This is a genomic window from Streptomyces enissocaesilis, assembly GCF_039533765.1.
GTDB lineage: Bacteria > Actinomycetota > Actinomycetes > Streptomycetales > Streptomycetaceae > Streptomyces > Streptomyces enissocaesilis.
The window spans coordinates 96,962-116,996 of record NZ_BAAAUD010000049.1; the positions used below are offsets into that span (position 1 = coordinate 96,962).

Sequence of the window (20,035 nt, forward strand, 5' to 3'; positions counted from 1 at the left end):
TGGTTGCCTTCGGCGGTACGTCGGCTTCTGCCCGGCCGTCGCCCGTACGGCCGGGGCCCTCCGTCACGGAGCGCGACGAGACGGCCGGGCGGGCCGGGCGGGTCCGCGCGCGGGGACGACCGGAGCGCGGCCGGGGCCGCCGGGTGCGCCCGGCGCGGGGGGCGGTGCGGCCGATCGACGGGGACCGGATCCGTTCGACGCCCTGTCGCACCGGCGTCGCCGTACGCTCGTACCCATGACGACTGACCCCGCCACCCCCGCCTTCCTCAGGAAGATCCAGACCCTCGACGCGCTCACCGAGGAGCAGGCCCGGGAGGTCCTGGCGCTCCTCGACGAGGCCGCCCGCGCGGACGGCGTGCAGGCCGTCTCCGAGCAGGGCCGGCTCCAGCTGCGCGGCGGACACCGGGAAGGCGTCCGGCACTTCCTGCTGTACGTCGGCGAGGGGCCCCTCCTCGGATACGCGCAGCTGGAGGACACCGACCCCGTCGAGGCACCGGCCGCCGAGCTGGTCGTACACCCCGCGCACCGCGGCACCGGGCACGGCCGCACGCTCGGGACGGCCGTGCTGGACGCGTCGGGCAAGCGGCTGCGGGTCTGGGCGCACGGCGGGAAGTCGGCGGCGCGCCACCTCGCCCAGGTCCTCGGGCTCACCCTCTTCCGCGAACTGCGCCAGATGCGGCGGCCCTTGAGCCCGCTGGACATCCCCGAGCCGGTGTACCCGGCGGGGGTCGAGGTCCGCGCCTTCGTGCCGGGGCAGGACGACGCCGCCTGGCTCGCCGTGAACGCGGCGGCGTTCGCCCACCACCCCGAGCAGGGTGGCATGACGCAGCGCGACCTGGACGACCGCAAGGCCGAGCCGTGGTTCGACCCGAAGGGCTTCTTCCTGGCCGAGCGGGACGGCGAACTCGTCGGTTTCCACTGGACGAAGACGCACGCCGAGGAGCAGCTCGGCGAGGTCTACGTCCTCGGCATCCGCCCCGACGCGCAGGGCGGCGGCCTCGGCAAGGCCCTGACCGCGACCGGTCTGCGGCACCTGGCGGCGCAGGGGCTGCCGACCGCGATGCTGTACGTCGACGCGGACAACACGGCGGCGGTGACGGTGTACGAGCGGATCGGTTTCACCACGCACGAGACGGACCTGATGTACCGCACGGAGTCGTAAGGACGGGAACGGCCAAGGGGGCGGCGCCGGTTGACACCGCCCCCTCAGCCTGCGGTGGAGCCTGCTTCCGGTGCGTACGGTCACCGGACCCGGCGAGCACTTCAGGGGCCGGGGCGTGCCCGTGGACGCCTTCATGACGGACACGGGGACGCAGAACGCCGCCGGCGACCGCTTCGTGCTCCGCCAGTGCCTCCCGGACAAGATGCCGGGCGCGCACTGCCCCACCGGCCTCGAGGGCACCGACTGGTACGTGGACTTCCACCCGTACACGCCCTTCTGGTACGTCCGGCCGATCGAGACCGGCATCGTGCCGGCCCTCGCCGCCGCGGCCGTCCACGCCGCCTTCCGGGTACTGCGCCACCGCGCGGCCCGAGCAGACCGGCGGGACGCCGGGGCCCGGGGAAACGCCCCCCGGGCCCCGGTGGTCGCATCCTGCATGTCATGTCTCCGTTACCGCACATTCAGACACGCTTGCGACCCTCACGGAATGCAGCCCGCCGTGCCACCCTCCCCGAACGGGAGATCTCCCCGCACATCACCCCTCTTCGGCGCGCCCGGGGGCCCTCACACGCGGAACAATGGGTTCATGAGCCAGCAGCCGAGCGCCGATGTCCCTGTCCAGCATGCTCAGCCGTCCGTCGGAGCCATCGCCGCGCACCGCCCGCACACCCTGGCCGGGTCGCCGGTGACCAACCTGGACCCCGACATCGACGCGGATCCGGACGCGTACGTGGAGGACGCCGAGGCGGACACCGAGCTGCCGCAGGGCCGTTTCCTCGACCGGGAGCGCAGCTGGCTGGCGTTCAACGAGCGGGTGCTCGAACTCGCCGAGGACCCGGCCACCCCGCTCCTCGAACGAGCGAACTTCCTCGCCATCTTCGCCTCGAACCTGGACGAGTTCTTCATGGTCCGCGTCGCCGGCCTGAAGCGCCGCATCGCGACCGGTGTCGCCACCCGGTCCGCGTCCGGCCTCCAGCCCCGCGAGGTCCTGGAGCTGATCTGGACCCGCTCGCGCGAACTCATGGCCCGGCACGCCGCCTGCTTCCAGCAGGACATCTGCCCCGCCCTCGCCGACGAGGGCGTGCACCTCATCCGCTGGCCCGACCTGACCGAGAAGGAGCAGGCGCGCCTGTTCACGCTCTTCCGGCAGCAGATCTTCCCGGTCCTCACCCCGCTCGCGGTGGACCCCGCGCACCCCTTCCCGTACATCTCGGGGCTCTCCCTGAACCTCGCGGTCGTCGTGCGCAACCCGGTCAGCGGCCACCGCCACTTCGCGCGCGTCAAGGTGCCGCCGCTGCTGTCCCGCTTCCTGGAGGCGTCGCCGCAGCGGTACGTACCCCTGGAGGACGTCATCGCCGCGCACCTCGAAGAGCTCTTCCCGGGGATGGAGGTCCTGGCCCACCACATGTTCCGGGTGACGCGGAACGAGGACCTGGAGGTCGAGGAGGACGACACCGAGAACCTCCTCCAGGCCCTGGAGAAGGAGCTCATGCGGCGCCGCTTCGGCCCGCCGGTGCGGCTCGAGGTCGAGGAGTCCATCGACCCGTACGTCCTGGACCTCCTCGTCCGCGAGCTGAAGATGTCGGACGCCGAGGTGTACCCGCTGCCCGGCCCGCTCGACCTGACCGGCCTGTTCGGGATCGCGGCGCTGGACCGGCCGGAGCTGAAGTTCCCGAAGTACATCGCGGGCACGCACCGCGACCTCGCCGAGGTCGAGTCGGCGTCCGCGCCGGACGTGTTCGCGGCGCTGCGCGAGCGCGACGTCCTGCTGCACCACCCGTACGACTCCTTCTCCACCTCCGTGCAGGCGTTCCTGGAGCAGGCGGCGGCCGACCCGGACGTGCTGGCGATCAAGCAGACGCTGTACCGGACGTCGGGCGACTCGCCGATAGTGGACGCCCTGATCGACGCCGCCGAGTCCGGCAAGCAGGTCCTGGTCCTCGTCGAGATCAAGGCCCGCTTCGACGAGCAGGCCAACATCAAGTGGGCGCGCAAGCTGGAGGAGTCCGGCTGCCACGTCGTGTACGGGTTCGTCGGCCTCAAGACCCACTGCAAGCTCTCCCTGGTGGTCCGCCAGGAGGGCGAGACCCTGCGCCGCTACTCGCACGTCGGTACGGGCAACTACCACCCCAAGACGGCCCGCCTCTACGAGGACCTCGGCCTGCTCACCGCCGACCCGCAGGTCGGCGCGGACCTCTCCGACCTCTTCAACCGGCTCTCCGGCTACTCGCGCCGCGAGACGTACCGCCGGCTGCTCGTCGCGCCCAAGTCCCTGCGGGACGGCCTGGTCGCCCGGATCAACAAGGAGGCCGCGCACCACCAGGCGGGGCGTCCGGCGTACGTCCGGATCAAGGTCAACTCGATGGTCGACGAGGCGGTCATCGACGCCTGCTACCGGGCGGCGAAGGCGGGCGTGCCGGTCGACATCTGGGTGCGCGGGATCTGCGCGATACGCCCCGGAGTCGCCGGCCTCTCGGAGAACATCCGGGTCCGGTCCATACTCGGCCGTTTCCTCGAACACTCGCGGCTCTTCGCCTTCGGCAACGGCGGCGAGCCCGAAGTCTGGTTCGGCAGCGCCGACATGATGCACCGCAACCTCGACCGCCGCATCGAGGCACTGGTCCGGGTCACCGACCCGGCCCACCGCGCGACCCTGAGCCGGCTGCTGGAAACCGGCATGTCCGACACCACGTCCTCCTGGCACCTCGGCCCCGACGGCAACTGGACGCGGCACGCGACGGACGCCGAGGGACAGCCGCTGCGGCACGTACAGGAAATGCTCATAGAGGCCCGGAGGCGCCGGCGTGCAACACCGTGACACCGCATCCCGAACCCGCCCCCGGCCGGACACCGGCCCCGGCCTTCCGCCGGCGGGGGGCGAGGCGCTGCCCCCCGAGGACCTGTCCAGCCGGCTGCGCGCGCAGGAGCTCCAGGCCGGTGACCTCCTGGCCCGCGACCTCCTGGCTCCGTACCTCCACTCCCTGGCCGCGGACTTCCTGCGCTCCCTGCGCCTGCACCGCGAGAGCGGCCAGGACCCGCAGGGGGCGGCGGAGGCGGCCGAGGCGACCCGCGCGCTGCGCGGCGCGGCGCGCCGGATCAGCGGGACACTGCACACGTTCCGGCCCCTGACCGACACGGGGTGGGCGGACACCCTGCGCGGCGAGCTGGCCTGGCTCTCGGGCACCCTGGCCCGCGAGCACGCCTACGCGGGACGGTTGAACCGGCTGCTGGAGGCGCTGAACCGGCTCTCGGGCGCGGGCGGCGGCGCGGGCGGCGGGACCCCCGCGACGCCGGGGGCCCGGGAGAGCGCCGCGTCGCGGGCGCAGCCGGGCGGGACGCTGACCGTGGGCGCGGCGCGGGCCGGCGCGCTGCTGGAACGGCAGCTGACGCTGGCCAGGACACGGTCGCACTCGGCCGCTCTGCAGGCGCTGGGTTCCTCGCGGTTCCACGCGGTCGCCGACGCCGTGGCCTTACTGGCCTCGGACGTTCCGCTCGGGCCCGCCGCCACCGCGCCCGCCGCCGAGGTGCTCGCACCGCTCGCGGTGGGCGCCGAGCAGCGGCTCAAGGAGGCGGTGGCCGCACTTCCGCTGGGGCGCGCCGCCCACCCGTACAACGCGGAGGCACTCGTCCACGGCCTGGCCGCCACGCCCACGAGCGAGGCACAGGACGCCCCCTGGCACCAGGTACGGCTCCTCCTGCGCCTGCACCGTTACGCGCAGGAGACCTTCGCGGCCCCCGCGGCCCCCGCCGGCACGTGCCTCGCGGCGCAGGCGCTCGACCGCCACCGGGACGCGGCGGAGGCGGCCGGCGCGGCGGCGTCGGCGGCCCGCACCCCGCGCATCGCCCCGGCCACGGCGTACGCCCTGGGCGTCCTCCACGCCGACCAGCGCCACGAGGTCGAGGCGGCCCGCTTCGCCTTCCAGCAGGTGTGGCAGCGGACGGCGGCGACAGCGCCGTGACCGGCACGGCCGGCGCCCCCGACCCCCGTCCCGTGCTCGCCGCGGGCTGCGTGCTGTGGCGCCGGTCGCCGTCCGACGGCGTTCCCCGGGCTCTCGGCTCCGGGCGCACGGAAGAGGCCCCGTGGGAGATCTGTCTCGTCCACCGGCCCAAGTACGACGACTGGTCGCACCCCAAGGGCAAGCTCAAGTCCGGGGAGGACGCCAGGGACGCGGCGGTCCGCGAGGTGCGCGAAGAGACCGGTATGACCTGCGCCCCGGGGCCGGAACTGCCCTCGGTCCGCTATACGGCCGACGGCCGTCCCAAGGTGGTCCGTTACTGGGCGGCAGAGGCCACCGGCGGCTCGTTCGAGCCGAACGACGAGGTGGACCGCGTGCTGTGGCTGCGTCCCGACGCGGCGCAAAAGCAACTGACGCGGGACAGGGACGGAAAACTGGTCGCCGCCCTTCTCCACGTCCTGCGCGCGGCCCGGGAAGACCGGGAGGAACGGGAAAACCGGAGAGCGGACGAGCCGACGGACCGGCGGGAAACGCCGCGCAGCGGAGTATAACCCCGCGTTTCGGGCATCACCCGCACGGGGAGCCTCCCCCCGGCCACCGGTCCGCACCCCACCCCCCTCTCCGCCGCGAGACACCCCGCGCACCACACCGTTCGGCACGGTTCACCTCCCGTTCACCCTCCTCCGCCGGTGGCTTCACCTGTTCTGCCTAATTTCGGACGTACGCGGTGCGAGGCACGTCGCAGGACGCCGCCCCACTGGGTAGCTGGGACCCGAGAACACCTACCTCTTCGCACGCCGCCACCACACAGGACCGGCGGCTCCTGGAAGGAACACCCGAACAGTGAAGCTTCAGCGCAAGAACCGGCTTCGCGCCACCGCGCTCGGCGCCCTCGCCGTCTCCGGCGCCCTGGTCCTCACGGCGTGCGGCTCGGACGACAACAGCGGTTCCACCGGCGGCTCCGGCGAGACCAAGGCCGCCAGCAGCATCAAGTGCGACGACGCCAAGGGCCAGCTCCTCGCGGCCGGCTCGACCGCCCAGAAGAACGCCATGGACCTCTGGGTCAAGAACTTCCAGGCCGCCTGCGAAGGCGTGGAGATCAACTACCAGGCCATCGGCTCCGGTGGCGGCATCACCAAGTTCAACCAGGGCCAGGTCTCCTTCGCCGGTTCCGACTCGGCGCTCAAGCCCGAGGAGGTCACCGAGTCGAAGAAGATCTGCAAGAGCGGCCAGGGCGTCAACCTCCCGATGGTCGGCGGCCCGGTCGCCATCGGCTACAACCTGGAGGGCGTCGACGACCTCGTCCTCGACGCCAAGACGCTCGCGCGGATCTTCGACAACAAGATCACCAAGTGGAACGACCCGGCGATCGCCAAGCTCAACCCGGACGCCAAGCTCCCGTCCAGCACGATCCAGGCCTTCCACCGCTCGGACGAGTCCGGTACGACCCAGAACCTGGGCAAGTACCTGAGCACGGCCGCCGAGAAGGACTGGACGTACGACCCGAAGTCGAAGTCCTGGCCGGCCAAGGGCGGCCAGGCCGCCAACGGCTCCTCCGGCGTCGTCTCCAACGTCAAGGACACCAACGGCGCGATCGGCTACTTCGAGCTGTCCTACGCGACCGCCAACAAGCTGAACACCGTCAAGATCGACACCGGCGCCTCCGCCCCGGTCGAGGCCACCACGGACAACGCCTCCAAAGCCATCGCCGCCGCGAAGATCGAGGGCCAGGGCAAGGACCTCGCCCTCTCCCTGGACTACGCCACCAAGGCCGAGGGCGCCTACCCGATCGTTCTGGTGACGTACGAGATCGCCTGTGAGAAGGGCAACAAGGCCGAGACCCTGCCCACCCTGAAGGCGTTCCTGAACTACGCCGCCAGCGAGGAGGGCCAGAAGGTCCTGGCCGACGCCGGCTACGCGCCGATCCCGGCCGAGATCGCGGCCAAGGTCCGCGAGACCATCCCCACCCTCTCCTGACCCCGGCCGTGGCCGGCCCCGCCGCCCGGGGCCGGCCGCGCCTTCCGGTGCACCGCCGCCAGGAGCCCCCACCGGCTCCGCAGACCGGAGAAAACCGATGGATATAGCAACCGAAACCACCTCGCCCTCCCCACCCCCGACCGGACCCGGCACCACGCTGGCCTCCAAGGGCAGCAGCCACGCCGGTGACCGCGTCTTCATCGGCCTGTCCCGCGGCTCGGGAATCACGCTCCTGGTGATCATGGCCGCCATCGCGGCCTTCCTCACCTACCGCACCGGCCTCGCCGTCTCGAAGGACGAAGCCAACTTCCTCACCACCTCCGAATGGAACCCGGCGGGCGACCCGCCGGTGTTCGGCATCGCGGTGCTCCTCTTCGGCACGGTCGTCAGCTCGGTCATCGCCATGGCCATCGCCGTACCGGTCGCCATCGGCATCGCGCTGTTCATCTCGCACTACGCCCCGCGCAGGCTGGCCACACCGCTCGCGTACGTGGTCGACCTGCTGGCGGCGGTGCCGAGCATCATCTACGGCCTCTGGGGCGCCGTCTTCCTGGTCCCGTACCTGGACGGCCTCAACAAGTGGCTCGACGCGTACCTCGGCTGGACCTACGTCTTCGACAAGACGAGCGACGGCGTCGCCCGCAACCTCTTCACGGTCGGCATCCTGCTGGCGATCATGATCCTGCCGATCGTCACCAACGTCACCCGTGAGGTCTTCCTCCAGTCGCCGAAGATGCACGAGGAGGCCGCCCTGGCCCTCGGTGCCACGCGCTGGGAAGTCATGCGGATGTCCGTCCTCCCCTTCGGCCGCTCCGGCATCATCAGCGCCTCGATGCTGGGCCTGGGCCGCGCCCTCGGCGAGACGATGGCCGTCGCCGTCGTGCTCTCCCCGAGCTTCATCATCTCCGGCCGGCTGCTCGACCCGGGCGGCGGCACCTTCGCGCAGAACATCGCCGCGAAGTTCAACGAGGCGGACGAGTTCGGCCGCGACGCCCTGATCGCCTCCGGCCTCGTCCTCTTCGTCATCACGCTGCTGGTCAACGGCGCGGCCCGCTGGATCATCGGCCGCCGCAAGGAGTACTCGGGGGCCAACGCATGAGCCTGACAAGCCCGACCACGGACAAGCGCCCGGTCTCCCCCGCGCTCCACGCCTCGCTCGCCCACGCCCGCCTCCCCCGCTGGGCTCCCGCCGCCATCGCCGCCGGGTCCGCCGCGGCCGGCATCGGCCTCGGCCTCCTCGCCGGCTGGCACAGCCGTGTGCAGTGGGGCATGCTGGCCGCCCTGTTCTTCGTACTGGCCACCTTCGCGATCACCACCAAGGTGGAGGGCAGCCGCCAGGGCAAGGACCGCGTGGCCACCAGCGTCGTCTGGGTCTGCTTCGTCCTCGCCCTCGTCCCGCTGCTCTCCCTGGCCTGGGTGACGGTCACCAAGGGCATCGAGGTCATCGACGGGTACTTCCTCACCCACTCGATGAGCGGCCTGCTCGACACCGACGAGGGCGGCGGCATCTACCACGCCCTGCTCGGCACCCTGGAGCAGGTCGGCATCGCGACCCTGATCGCCGCCCCGATCGGCCTGCTCACCGCGGTCTACCTGGTCGAGTACGGGCGCGGGAAGCTGGCGAAGACCGTCACCTTCTTCGTCGACGTCATGACGGGCATCCCCTCGATCGTCGCGGGTCTGTTCATCCTCGCCACCTGGAACCTGATGCTGGGCTTCGGTCCCTCCGGATTCGCCGGCGCGCTGGCCCTCTCGATCCTGATGATGCCGGTGGTCGTCCGCTCCACCGAGGAGATGCTCAAGCTCGTCCCGAACGAGCTCCGCGAGGCGTCCCTCGCCCTCGGTGTCCCCAAGTGGCGGACCATCCTCAAGGTGGTGCTGCCGACCGCGATCGGCGGAATCACCACGGGTGTGATGCTCGCGGTGGCCCGCATCACGGGTGAGACCGCCCCGGTTCTGCTGCTCGTCTTCGGTACGAAGCTGATCAACCCGAACCCCTTCGAAGGCGCCCAGTCCTCGCTCCCGCTGTACGTGTACGAGCAGTACGTCGTCGGCACCGAGGCATCGGTCGACCGGGCCTGGGGCGCGGCGCTCGTCCTGATCGCCTTCGTCATGATCCTCAACCTGGTGGCCCGCGGGATCGCCCGCTGGAAGGCCCCGAGCACCGGCCGCTAAGGCCAACGGAAAGCAGTGATTTCAATGGCCAAGCGAATCGACATCAGCGGCCTGTCGGCCTACTACGGCAACCACAAGGCGATCGACGACATCTCGATGACCGTCGAGCCCCGCTCCGTGACGGCCTTCATCGGCCCCTCCGGCTGCGGCAAGTCCACCTTCCTGCGCACCCTCAACCGGATGCACGAGGTCACCCCCGGCGGCCGCGTCGAGGGCAAGGTCCTCCTGGACGACGAGAACCTGTACGCCAAGGACGTCGACCCGGTCGCCGTACGCCGTACGGTCGGCATGGTCTTCCAGCGCCCGAACCCCTTCCCCACCATGTCGATCTTCGACAACGTGGCGGCGGGGCTGCGCCTCAACGGCTCGTACAAGAAGAACAAGCTGGCCGAGGTCGTCGAGAAGTCCCTGCGCGGCGCCAACCTCTGGAACGAGGTCAAGGACCGCCTGAACAAGCCCGGCTCCGGTCTCTCCGGCGGCCAGCAGCAGCGCCTGTGCATCGCCCGCGCGATCGCGGTCGAGCCGCAGGTCCTCCTGATGGACGAGCCGTGCTCGGCCCTGGACCCGATCTCGACCCTCGCCATCGAGGACCTGATCGGCGAGCTGAAGGAGCGCTTCACGATCGTCATCGTGACGCACAACATGCAGCAGGCGGCGCGCGTCTCGGACCGCACGGCGTTCTTCAACCTGGCGGCGATCGGCCAGCCCGGCAAGCTCATCGAGATAGACGACACCGAGCGGATCTTCTCCAACCCGTCCGTCCAGGCCACGGAGGACTACATCTCCGGCCGCTTCGGCTAGGCCGCTTCGGCCGGAAACCGGCCGCCACGCCTGTCCTGCGGTGCTGCATGGCGGTGCCACCGCAAGGCAAAGACCCGCCCCCGCTCCTTCGAGGAGCGGGGGCGGGCCCATTTCCATACGTTCGTACGCGTCAGCCGAAGGCCAGCAGCACGACCCAGTAGCACGCGGCCGCCACCAGCGCGGCGGCCGGCATGGTGATGAACCAGCCCATCACGATGTTCTTGGCGACGCCCCACCGCACGGCACGCGACCCCTTGGTCGAGCCGACGCCCATGATGGCGGAGGTGATGACGTGCGTCGTGGAGATCGGCGCGTGGAACATGAACGAAGCCGTGTACATCACGGACGCGGCCGTGGTCTCCGCGGCGAACCCCTGCGGGGGGTCCAGCTCGATGATCCGGCGCCCCAGCGTCCGCATGATCCGCCAGCCGCCCGCGTACGTACCGAGCGAGAGCGTCAGCGCACAAGCGATCTTGACCCAGATCGGGATCGCGTCGCCCTGGTCCTCGACATCGGCGATGACCAGGGCCATCACCACGATGCCCATGGTCTTCTGCGCGTCCTGGAGACCGTGGCCGAGCGCCATGCCGGCCGCCGAGACGGTCTGGGCGATACGGAAGCCCCGCTTCGCCTTGTGCGGGTTGGCCTTCCGGAACATCCACAGGATGACGACCATCACCAGGTAGCCGAGCAGCAGCCCGACGAACGGCGAGATGAACATCGGGATGACGACCTTCTCCAGCACCCCGTTCCAGATGACCTCGGTCCCGCCCGCGAGCGCCGCGCCCACCATGCCGCCGAAGAGCGCGTGCGAAGAGGACGAGGGAAGACCGAAGTACCAGGTGACGAGGTTCCAGACGATCGCCCCGACCAGTGCGGCGAAGAGGATTCCCATCCCCTTGTCGCCGTGCGGGGTCGCGATGAGCCCCTCACTGACGGTCTTGGCGACGCCGCTGCCGAGGAAGGCACCGGCGAGGTTCATCACGGCGGCCATGGCGAGGGCCGCGCGCGGGGTCAGCGCCCGCGTGGAAACCGAAGTCGCGATGGCGTTCGCGGAGTCGTGAAAGCCGTTGGTGTACGTGAAGCCGAGCGCGACCCCGATGGTCACGATGAGCGCAAAGGTGTCCACCGGAGGTCAGGACTCCTTGACGGCGATCGTCTCGACCGTGTTGGCGACGTGCTCGAAGGCGTCGGCCGCCTCCTCCAGCACGTCCACGATCTGCTTCAGCTTGAGCACGTCCATGGCGTCGTACTTGCCGTTGAAGAGGTGCGCGAGCAGCTTGCGGTGGATCTGGTCGGCCTGGTTCTCCAGGCGGTTGACCTCGATCCAGTACTCGGTCAGGTTGGTCATGGTCCGCAGGTGCGGCATGGCCTCGGCGGTCAGCTCGGCCGCCCGGGCCAGGACCTCGATCTGCTGCTCGACGCCCTTCGGCAGCTCCTCGATCTGGTACAGGACGACCAGGTCGACGGCCTCCTCCATGTAATCCATGATGTCGTCGAGCTGCGAAGCGAGGTTGTAGATGTCCTCGCGGTCGAACGGCGTGATGAACGAGGAGTTGAGCTGGTGGAAGATCGCGTGGGTGGCGTCGTCCCCCGCGTGCTCCGCTGCCCTCATCCGCTCCGCGATCTCGACTCGGGCGGAGGAGTCCGCTCCGAGCAGTTCCATCAGGAGCTTCGAGCCCGTGACGATGTTGTCCGCGGATGCGGAGAACATGTCGTAGAAGCTCGTCTCCCTGGGGGTCAGACGAAAGCGCACGTGGGGTCCTCGGGGTGCATTGGATTCGGTCAGGGTGATGCTAGGCGCATCATCCGGCCACGGCTAACCGGCGTTCTTCAGTGTCGCCCATCGGGCACAGTGCTCAGTACGGGCCCCCGGGCCAGTACCCGCAAAATTCGTTACGATATACCCATCGGGGGTATGCAGCCCCTTTCAGGACAACGGGAGGACGCGATGACGACCACCGAGGCGGCCGGCGCGACGACGACCGAAGCGCCCCCCGGAGCCTCCGAAGCCGTGGGGAGCGACCACGATCACGGGGTGCACGGATACCACAAGCAGAAGGACGAGCACCTCAAGCGCCTGCGCCGGATCGAGGGCCAGATCCGCGGCCTGCAGCGGCTGGTCGACGAAGACGTCTACTGCATCGACATACTCACGCAGGTCTCGGCGTCGACGAAGGCGCTCCAGTCCTTCGCGCTGCAACTCCTGGAAGAGCACCTGCGGCACTGCGTGGCGGACGCGGCGGTCAAGGGCGGCAAGGAGATCGACGAGAAGGTGGAGGAAGCCACCAAGGCGATCGCCCGCCTGCTCAGGACCTGATCCCCGGGACGGCCACGGTCCGGGGACCGACGGGTCCCCGGACCTGCCGTCAGAACGGACGCTCGTGGGTTTCCGGCCGCCCGCCGGCGCCCGCCGCCCCGGCCCCGACCTTCAGCACCTCGTCGATACGGTCCGGACTGAGCCGTTCCCCGTCGGCGCCGGACGCCGCGATCATCAGCTCACCGCACAGCTCGATCTCGGCGAGGGCGACGTGGTCCTGGACGGGCGTACTGCTCAACGGTGCCACGTACCTCACCTCTTTCAGCCATCGTCGGCTTCCCAGCGTAGGCAGCGCGGCGCGTACCGCGCATGGCACGGACGGACCATTTCCCCCCACCCGCCTATGCGTCGATCTTCCCCGCGTAGATGTCCGCCGCCGCCGGCAGCCGCATCCCGGCCGGCGCCCCGAACGCGTACAGCAGCGTCGTCGAGGCGACGGCCACCGTGCGTCCCGCGTTGACGAAGTCGAACCGGTGGCGGACCTTGCGCAGCCGTCCCTGCTCGTCGAAGTACGCGTCGAACGGAACCGCGTCCTGGGTGAACCCTTCCGCCGCGGCGGCGAGCGCCCCGCGCGCGTGCGGCGCGGCGACGCGCGCGGCCCGGGCGATGTCGGTGATCCCGCGGTAGTGCCGGACACCGGTTCCGGCCACATCGGCCTTCCCGACGTACGTCGCCTCCTCCGCCCCGCGCAACAGTTCCGCGGCGGCCAGCGGATCCGTCGCCCCGCCGGTGACGAGGTTCCCGTCCTCCAGCGTCGTCGTGTCGATCCGCACCCACTTGTCGGCGGGCACGCCCGCGCCCCGGTTCTTCATGTAGAGCGCACCGGGGGCGAGCAGCTCCGTGATGGGCCGGTGCTGGTCCGAGCCGTCGGGGTCCGGCGGCAGCGTCACCTCGAGCCGCCCCATGGGCTTCCCGAAGTCGTACGCTCCTTCGCCCCGGATGGTGACCCGGGTGCCGCCAGTGGCCATGACCATGGACGTACGGGCCTTGGAGCTCCCGGCCTCGACGAGCACGTCGGCCGCGCGGCGCACGGTGTCGAGGGGATCGCCGCCCGGCTGGTCCTCGGCGACCGCACCGCCACCGGAACACCCGGTGGAGGCCAGCAGCCCCGCCACGACGGCCACGGCGACCGCGCCGCCCTTGCCTCTGTGCTGCCGCACCACCATCGCCGTCAACCCCCAACGCATTACCACACGGTGACCCATCGCACCCGCCACGCCTAACGACTCCCCGCGAACACGGTCACGCCCCGGCTCGCCGGGCCCCTACGCGCACCGGCCCGCGCGCACCGGCCGCCGGCTTGCGACCGACCGGCCGCACGGCCCAACTCCCCCGGTACCGTGGACACGTGCTGCACCACGCCACACCGGACGCTTCCACCCACCGCACCGGCACGACCGAACGCGGCTCCTTCTGCTTCGCCCACTGCACCTGCGGCTGGCGCGGCCCGGCCCGCCGTTCCCGCGAACGGGCCCGCACGGACGCTGAACTGCACGTGCCGGCAAGCTGACCCGGTTTCGGGAACGGACGAAACCGGGGAAACTCCTCAACGACACCCACACCGACACCGACACCCGCACCCGCACCCGCACCCGCACCCGCACCCGCACCGAGAAGAGCGGAGCACCGTCCCGCAGGAACCCGTTCCGCCTCAAAGCCGTCTCGACCACCGGGAGGCACACCATGGAACGGCGCACACTTCTCACCTCGGCCACGGCCCTGGCGGCCACCGCCGCCGCGGCCGCCTGCACCGGCACCGTCACCGGCACCCCCGACCACCGCAACGGCAGCCGCAGCGGCCCCGTCGGCGCCCCCGGCACCACCTTCCGCGCCTCTCCCCCGCCTTCCCCTCCTCCCCCTTCCCGCGCCCCCACCTGGTCCGCCCTCGCCCACGGTCTCGACGGCCCGCTCGTCCGCCCCGGCGACGCCGCCTACGCAAGCGCCCGCCGGCTCTACAACACCCGCTTCGACCACCTGAAGCCCGCCGCGGTCGCCTACGTCGCACACGAGGCGGACGTCGAGGAGTGCCTGGCGTTCGCCCGGGCCCACCACACCCCCGTGGCCATTCGCAACGGCGGCCACTCCTACGCCGGCTGGTCCTCCGGCACCGGGCGCCTCGTCATCGACGTGTCGAAGCTCGCGCGGGTCAGGGCGAGCGGCACCACGGCCACCGTCGGCGCCGGCGCCAAGCTCATCGACGTCTACCAGGGCCTCGCCCGCCAGGCCCGCCGCACCGTCCCCGCCGGCTCCTGCCCCACCGTCGGCGTCTCGGGGCTGACCCTCGGCGGCGGCCACGGGGTCGTCTCCCGCGCGTACGGCCTGACCTGCGACAACCTCACCTCCGCAACCCTCGTCACCGCCGCCGGCAAGCGCCTCCACTGCACGCCCACCGAGAACCGGGACCTCTTCTGGGCCCTGCGCGGCGCGGGCAACGGCAACTTCGGCGTGGTGACCGAGCTGACCTTCCGGACCCGTCCGGCCCCCGCCGCCGTCACCGCGTTCCTCTCCTGGCCCTGGTCGAAGGCGCAGGCCGTCGTCGCCGCCTGGCAGGAGTGGGGGCCGGACCAGCCCGACGAGATCTGGTCGTCCGCGCACCTCGCCGCCGGTCCGGGCGGTACGACGCCCAACGTCTCCGTCTCCGCCTTCTCGCTCGGCACGTACGGCGACCTCCAGAACGCCGTGGACCGCCTCGCCGACAGGATCGGCGCCCCCGCCCGGTCGGTCTCCCTGCGCCGCCGGGGCTACCGGGAGTCGATGCTCCTGTACGCCGGCTGCGCCGATCTCAGCGACGCCCAGTGCCACCTGCCGGGCACCACCCCCGGCCGCACCCCCGAGGGCGTCCTGGGCCGTGAGACGTACGCGGCCCGGAGCGACTTCTTCGACCGCTCCCTCTCCCCCGCCGGGGTACGCGCGCTGCTCGACCGGACCGAGGCGTTCACCCGCCTCCCCGTGGACCGGGGCGGCGCCGGCACCATCGCGCTGACCGCCCTCGGCGGCGCGGTGAACCGCGTGGACCCGCTCGCGACGGCGTTCGTGCACCGCCGCTCACGGATGCTCGCCCAGTACATCGGCGCCTGGCGCGCGGGCACCTCCGGCACCGCCCAGCGGACGTGGCTGAAAAACACTCACGGGGCGATGCGCCGGTACGCCTCGGGGGCGGCGTACCAGAACTACACGGACGCGGCCCTGACCGACTGGCGCAGGGCCTACTACGGCGCGGCCGCGGGCCGGCTGACCGGGCTGAAGAGGCGTTACGACCCCGACAGGCTCTTCGACTTCCCCCAGGCGCTGTGAGACGGCGGGAGAGGAAGAGCCGCCGGGCCGGGCCGGATCAGGCCGGGTCGGGCCGGATCAGGCGGCGAGGTCGTTCTGCTCGCTGCCGACGGTCGTCCCGCCGGTCCGCTGCTCGGGAAACACCGGGGAGCCGCCACCGGCCGGACCGGTTCCCGGGCCCGGGCCCGGCCCCGCGCCCCTGCGCGCCGCGCCGCCGTCGCCCACGGACCCCTTCGCCCGTACGAGCCAACCCACCTTCTCCGACCGCGCGATCGCTCCCATGAGCGGCGTGAGCAGCGCCATCGCGACCGGCGCGAGCAGCAGCGCCACGGCCGTGCCGAGGGCGAATCCGCCGATGACGTCGGTCGGGTAGTGCACGCCCATGTAGACGCGGCAGAAGCCCGCCACGACCGCCAGTCCGATCGCCGCGAGCCCGAACTTCCGGTTGGCGACGAAGATTCCGACGGCGATGGCCATCGCCAGCGTCGCGTGGTCGCTGACGAACGAGTAGTCCGTCTTGCCCGCGATGAGGACTTCGAGCCCCTCGTGGTCGTTGAACGGTCTCGGCCGTTCCACGAACCCGCGGATCGGGATGTTGACCAGCAGCGCGATCCCGGCCGCCAGCGGCGCCCAGACGAGCCCCGCCACCGAGGTGACGGCGTCCTCGCGTCTGCGTACGCTCCACCAGCAGCAGAGCCCCAGCAGGACGATGCCGAGCATGGTCCCGTACTCCCCGACGAACTCCATGACCCGGTCGAACCAGCCCGGCGCATCCGCCGCCAGTCCGTTGATGTCGTAGAGCAGACTGACGTCGGGGTTCGCCCCGTCCAGTGCGAGTCCAGCCATCTGACGCGGCCCCTTGCCTTGTTGCCTGCTGCGCGGCACGCGCCTCTGCGTGCCGCTCCTGCGAACCCCCGTGGTCCATGCCATGCGATCGGTTCGACGCAAAGCCATGCCGTGGTCAGTGCGTGGTGAGCGCGGCTGTCACAGTCCCCCGGTCAAGGGAACGCCCTCTCCGGCCCCACCGTTCCACTCTCCACCGATCTCCACTGAAAGATCACCATCACGTTATCGAAGAGAGACACATCACCGCAGCTCAGGGGGTGGCCATAACGGAGGGTTCAAGCCATGTCACGCGCCGCCGCGGTCTTCCGGAAGGTCTGTGGGGAGTGCTTTCGCACCCTCCTCGGTGACCCGGGTCGCCCCGAAGTAGTCCGGCGTATCGATCTTGTCGAAGCGGATCACGGCACCGGTGTACGGAGCGTTGATCATGTAGCCGCCGCCGACGTAGAGGCCGACGTGCCGGATCTCGCGCGAGTTCGTCAGGTCGTCCGAGAAGAAGACCAGGTCGCCCGGGAGCAGCTCGTCCCTCGACGGGTGCGGTCCGGCGTTGTACTGGTCGTTGGCCACGCGCGGCAGCTCGATGCCGACCGTCCGGTACGCGGCCTGGGTCAGCCCGGAGCAGTCGAACCGGCCGCCCTGCTCCGGCGTGCCGTTCCCGCCCCACAGGTACTTGGTGCCGAGCTTCTTCTGCGCGAAGTAGATGGCCCCGGCGGCCTGCCGCGACGGCTCGACCCGCCCGACGGGGCGCGCGAAGCTCTCCTCCAGACTGGTGATGATCCTCACGTAGTTCTGCGTCTCGCGGTACGGCGGGACGCCCCCGTACTTGATGACGGCGTACGCGCCCGCGTTGTAGGCGGCGAGCATGTTCTTGGTCTGATCGCCCGGCACCTTCTTGACGTATCCGGCCAATTCGCAGTCGTACGTCGCGGCCGACGGAATCGCGTCGGCCGGATCCCAGATGTCCCGGTCCCCGTCCTTGTCCCCGTCGACCCCGTGGGACGCCCACGTGCCGGGGATGAACTGCGCGATGCCGCGCGCGTCGGCCGGGCTCTGCGCCCTCGGGTTCCAGCCGCTCTCCTGGTACAACTGCGCGGCGAGGAGGGCCGGGTTGATGGCCGGGCAGAGGTTGCCCCACTTCTGGACGAGCGGCTGGTACAGCGCGGGCACGGCACCCTTGGCCAGCCCGACCGCCCGCCCGCCGCCCGCACCGCCGGCCAGCCCCGCGGCTGCGGAGAACGTACCGACGACGAGCAGCGCGACGAAGCTCAGGCAGAGGCCGATCCCGATCCCGCTGAACACCCAGACTTTGCGCACCCTTCAACCCTCCCCCATCCGGGACGGGTTCACCGCAGTTTTCGCGCACGCGTCCGACGGGGTGTCGCACACGTCCGAAACGGCGCGCCGCCGTGGGGTGGCGGACACGGTGTTCACGTCCCACGAGAGACGCGGCGGACCGGAGCGCCGGAACAGGACACCGGATCAGAGCGCCGGACCAGAGCGCACAGGGCTGCCCGGGTCATGAAGCTGCCGTCGTAGTGGCCGCGGCAGGCGGGCGGGGCGGCGAGCCGGGCGACGGGCACGGGCACGGGCGCCGGTGCGTACCCCGGCTCGGGCCCGTGCGTGGCGTACGCACTCGGAACTGTGCCACGGCTCGACACCGTGCGTCTCGACCAGTCCCACGGGGCCGTCCTCCTCCGTACCGTCAAGGAGCCACGCACCGTGGCTGGGACCGCCACCGGCCCGGACTGAGTCCAGGCCGCGCCCACGGGCCACTGCTCCGGGCCTGAGGAGAAGGCGGCAGGGGGCGCCGCTCACCGCCCCTGACGAGTGCTTAAGGTCGCCTCCATGACGAGGACCACGCCGCCGCGCCCGCTCGATGTCGAGACGCCCTTCCCGGAACTGGCCGCGTACCGGGGAACGACGACACGGCTGCACCCGCGCCCGGGAAGCCCGGACGTCCGGGCCAGTTCCGTCGGCGGGCCGATGCTGTGGCCGGCCGACGAGCCGTGGCCGCTGTGCGGTGAGGCCCACGGCCGCGGGCGTGGCCTACGCCCTGCGGACATCCACCGGGAGCGAGAGGTCATGGCCGCCGCGTGGGCCCGTGAACCGTTCCAGGGCCTCACGGACGAGGAACGGCAGGTCGTGGATGAACTGCGCCGCAGACACCGGATCCCGGGGGCCACCGAGACCGACCCGCTGCCGCTGATCGGCCTCGCGCAGCTGTACCGGCGGGACATCCCCGACCTGCCGGCCGGGCCGGACGGCTGCGATCTGCTCCAGGTGTTCTGGTGCCCTTTCGACGCACACGGTGTGAGCCGGTACGGCATGCTGCTCCACCTGGTCTGGCGTAACTCCGCCGAGGTCGGCGAGGTGCTCGTCCCGCCGCCGCAGCCACAGGTCGTCGGTTACGAGGGGTACGTGCCCGAGCCCTGTGTGCTGCACCCGGAACAGGTGGTCACCTACCCCTTCGCCGGTCTCCTTCCCGAAGAGCTGTGCGCCGGGCTCGACGCCTGGGAGGAGGAGCTGGAGGAAGAGGCCGAGCAGTCAAAGGACTCGGAGGACTCGGAGGACGAAGAGGGGGTCGAGCCGGTCGGCTACCAGTGCGACCTGTCCATCCCCCCGGGCTGGCGCGTCGGCGGATTCGCGTCCTGGCGCACGACCGACCCGCACCCGATGGACTGCTGGACCTGCGCGACCCGGACGGAACTCCTGCTGACCATCGACAGCTCCGAGTGGGACGGCGGCAGCGGCAGCTGGAAACCGGTCGAGGACAAGGACCTCCCTACACACCCGTACGCCCTCCCGACCCAGGTCGACGTGGGCCGCTCCGGCGAGCTCAACATCTTCGCCTGCCCCGTCGATCCCGGACACCCGCACCGCTGGAGTCTCCAGTAGGCCGTGGAGTCCTTCGAAACCACGGCCGACCAAAGGTGCATAACGCCAGTCATTGCCCGCAGTCACACCTCGTGATACACAGAGTGACCATACGTGTTTCCGAATACGACCGGCCGGCACCGCAGGTCAGCGCGGTCGGATCGGCGACACGTGCGGAGGCCGGGCAAAGACAGCTACCAAGTCGACATACCTACGCGGTTTCATCAGCGAAGATAGAGGGTGACCCCTGCCGTGCGGCAGGGGCGACGAACTACCCGACAGGGGCGGTGACTTACATGAACCTGGCAGCCGAAAAGGGCGACATCACCACCATCATCGGCGGAATTGCCCCGAACTGGGGCCCGTTCGGGACCCTGGGGAACGAGGCCCGCGTCATGATCGAGGTTGTGATGGCTGTCGCCATCCTCCTCTGCCTCGGAATCGCCATCTGGGGAGCGGCAAAGCAGCGGATCGGCGCGACGGCGCTGAGGGACACGTTCAGCGCCGAGCAGGGCAAGGGGCTGATCGTCGCCGGTCTCACCGGCGTCTTCATCATCGGCTCGCTCGGCACGCTCTTCACCATCGTGTACGGGATGGCTGTTTAACCCACCGTCAGCCCGCACCGGGCGTTCCCGGCCCACTCCCCCACCCCAC

18 protein-coding genes and 1 pseudogene are annotated in these 20,035 nt (G+C 71.0%); 13 read left to right on the forward strand and 6 right to left on the reverse strand.

Annotated elements, in window-relative coordinates; genetic code table 11:
• Positions 1 to 235 precede the first annotated feature (235 nt).
• The 8 genes and pseudogenes from mshD to pstB all read left to right on the forward strand — a co-directional run bounded on the left by mshD (position 236) and on the right by pstB (position 10,071).
• Positions 236 to 1,162: a mycothiol synthase gene (gene mshD / locus ABD374_RS25365; protein ID WP_344497924.1), complete on the forward strand. Its 927-nt coding sequence runs from the start codon at positions 236 to 238 to the stop codon at positions 1,160 to 1,162.
• A 586-nt stretch (positions 1,163 to 1,748) separates the two neighbouring features.
• Positions 1,749 to 3,980 (forward strand): RNA degradosome polyphosphate kinase, encoded by a 2,232-nt coding sequence (locus tag ABD374_RS25370; protein ID WP_344497925.1) that lies wholly within the window; start codon positions 1,749 to 1,751, stop codon positions 3,978 to 3,980.
• Between the two features lie 94 nt (positions 3,981 to 4,074).
• Positions 4,075 to 5,121 (forward strand): CHAD domain-containing protein, encoded by a 1,047-nt coding sequence (locus ABD374_RS25375; protein WP_425577346.1) that lies wholly within the window; start codon positions 4,075 to 4,077, stop codon positions 5,119 to 5,121.
• Positions 5,118 to 5,588 (forward strand): annotated as a pseudogene (locus tag ABD374_RS25380) (NUDIX hydrolase); the annotation flags it as partial. The gene ABD374_RS25375 and the pseudogene ABD374_RS25380, both read left to right, overlap by 4 nt.
• 373 nt (positions 5,589 to 5,961) lie before the next feature.
• Positions 5,962 to 7,095: a phosphate ABC transporter substrate-binding protein PstS gene (gene pstS / locus ABD374_RS25385; protein WP_344497927.1), complete on the forward strand. Its 1,134-nt coding sequence runs from the start codon at positions 5,962 to 5,964 to the stop codon at positions 7,093 to 7,095.
• Positions 7,096 to 7,192: 97 nt separating this feature from the next.
• Positions 7,193 to 8,194: a phosphate ABC transporter permease subunit PstC gene (pstC, locus tag ABD374_RS25390; RefSeq protein WP_344497928.1), complete on the forward strand. Its 1,002-nt coding sequence runs from the start codon at positions 7,193 to 7,195 to the stop codon at positions 8,192 to 8,194.
• The gene (gene pstA, locus ABD374_RS25395; protein WP_344497929.1) at positions 8,191 to 9,270 is read left to right on the forward strand and encodes a phosphate ABC transporter permease PstA; all 1,080 of its coding nucleotides are present in this window, start codon (positions 8,191 to 8,193) and stop codon (positions 9,268 to 9,270) included. Before pstC ends, pstA begins: the two co-directional genes overlap by 4 nt.
• Positions 9,271 to 9,294: 24 nt before the next feature.
• Positions 9,295 to 10,071: a phosphate ABC transporter ATP-binding protein PstB gene (gene pstB / locus ABD374_RS25400; protein WP_138897830.1), complete on the forward strand. Its 777-nt coding sequence runs from the start codon at positions 9,295 to 9,297 to the stop codon at positions 10,069 to 10,071.
• Between the two features lie 130 nt (positions 10,072 to 10,201).
• On the opposite strand, the gene ABD374_RS25405 is transcribed toward pstB, so the two are convergent.
• On the reverse strand, positions 10,202 to 11,200 hold the full coding sequence (locus ABD374_RS25405) for an inorganic phosphate transporter (protein ID WP_344497930.1): 999 nt from the start codon (positions 11,198 to 11,200) through the stop codon (positions 10,202 to 10,204).
• A 6-nt stretch (positions 11,201 to 11,206) separates the two neighbouring features.
• On the reverse strand, positions 11,207 to 11,827 hold the full coding sequence (locus ABD374_RS25410) for a DUF47 domain-containing protein (protein ID WP_028814660.1): 621 nt from the start codon (positions 11,825 to 11,827) through the stop codon (positions 11,207 to 11,209).
• A 195-nt stretch (positions 11,828 to 12,022) separates the two neighbouring features.
• Between ABD374_RS25410 and ABD374_RS25415 the strand changes: the two genes are divergently transcribed.
• The gene (locus ABD374_RS25415; RefSeq protein WP_344497931.1) at positions 12,023 to 12,391 is read left to right on the forward strand and encodes a metal-sensitive transcriptional regulator; all 369 of its coding nucleotides are present in this window, start codon (positions 12,023 to 12,025) and stop codon (positions 12,389 to 12,391) included.
• 49 nt (positions 12,392 to 12,440) lie between these two features.
• Here ABD374_RS25415 and ABD374_RS25420 read toward each other — a convergent pair whose 3' ends face one another.
• Both ABD374_RS25420 and ABD374_RS25425 read right to left on the reverse strand, forming a co-directional pair.
• Positions 12,441 to 12,638 carry a hypothetical protein gene (locus ABD374_RS25420; protein ID WP_344497932.1) on the reverse strand — a complete coding sequence of 66 codons (198 nt, stop codon included), beginning with the start codon at positions 12,636 to 12,638 and terminating at the stop codon, positions 12,441 to 12,443.
• 94 nt (positions 12,639 to 12,732) lie between these two features.
• The gene (locus ABD374_RS25425) at positions 12,733 to 13,557 is read right to left on the reverse strand and encodes an SCO4651 family lipoprotein (RefSeq protein WP_344497946.1); all 825 of its coding nucleotides are present in this window, start codon (positions 13,555 to 13,557) and stop codon (positions 12,733 to 12,735) included.
• Between the two features lie 182 nt (positions 13,558 to 13,739).
• Here ABD374_RS25425 and ABD374_RS25430 point away from each other — a divergent pair, with 182 nt between their 5' ends.
• Positions 13,740 to 13,901, forward strand: coding sequence for a hypothetical protein (locus ABD374_RS25430; RefSeq protein ID WP_344497947.1), 162 nt, complete (start codon positions 13,740 to 13,742; stop codon positions 13,899 to 13,901).
• A 173-nt stretch (positions 13,902 to 14,074) separates the two neighbouring features.
• Positions 14,075 to 15,685: an FAD-binding oxidoreductase gene (locus ABD374_RS25435; RefSeq protein ID WP_344497933.1), complete on the forward strand. Its 1,611-nt coding sequence runs from the start codon at positions 14,075 to 14,077 to the stop codon at positions 15,683 to 15,685.
• Between the two features lie 57 nt (positions 15,686 to 15,742).
• Here ABD374_RS25435 and ABD374_RS25440 read toward each other — a convergent pair whose 3' ends face one another.
• Together ABD374_RS25440 and ABD374_RS25445 are read right to left on the reverse strand one after the other, a co-directional pair.
• Positions 15,743 to 16,510, reverse strand: coding sequence for a phosphatase PAP2 family protein (locus tag ABD374_RS25440; protein ID WP_344497934.1), 768 nt, complete (start codon positions 16,508 to 16,510; stop codon positions 15,743 to 15,745).
• A 285-nt stretch (positions 16,511 to 16,795) separates the two neighbouring features.
• Positions 16,796 to 17,806 carry a C40 family peptidase gene (locus tag ABD374_RS25445; RefSeq protein WP_425577347.1) on the reverse strand — a complete coding sequence of 337 codons (1,011 nt, stop codon included), beginning with the start codon at positions 17,804 to 17,806 and terminating at the stop codon, positions 16,796 to 16,798.
• Positions 17,807 to 18,352: 546 nt separating this feature from the next.
• Here ABD374_RS25445 and ABD374_RS25455 point away from each other — a divergent pair.
• Together ABD374_RS25455 and ABD374_RS25460 are read left to right on the forward strand one after the other, a co-directional pair.
• On the forward strand, positions 18,353 to 19,402 hold the full coding sequence (locus tag ABD374_RS25455) for a hypothetical protein (RefSeq protein ID WP_344497936.1): 1,050 nt from the start codon (positions 18,353 to 18,355) through the stop codon (positions 19,400 to 19,402).
• 275 nt (positions 19,403 to 19,677) lie between these two features.
• Positions 19,678 to 19,986: a hypothetical protein gene (locus ABD374_RS25460; RefSeq protein ID WP_028814667.1), complete on the forward strand. Its 309-nt coding sequence runs from the start codon at positions 19,678 to 19,680 to the stop codon at positions 19,984 to 19,986.
• Positions 19,987 to 20,035 lie beyond the last annotated feature (49 nt).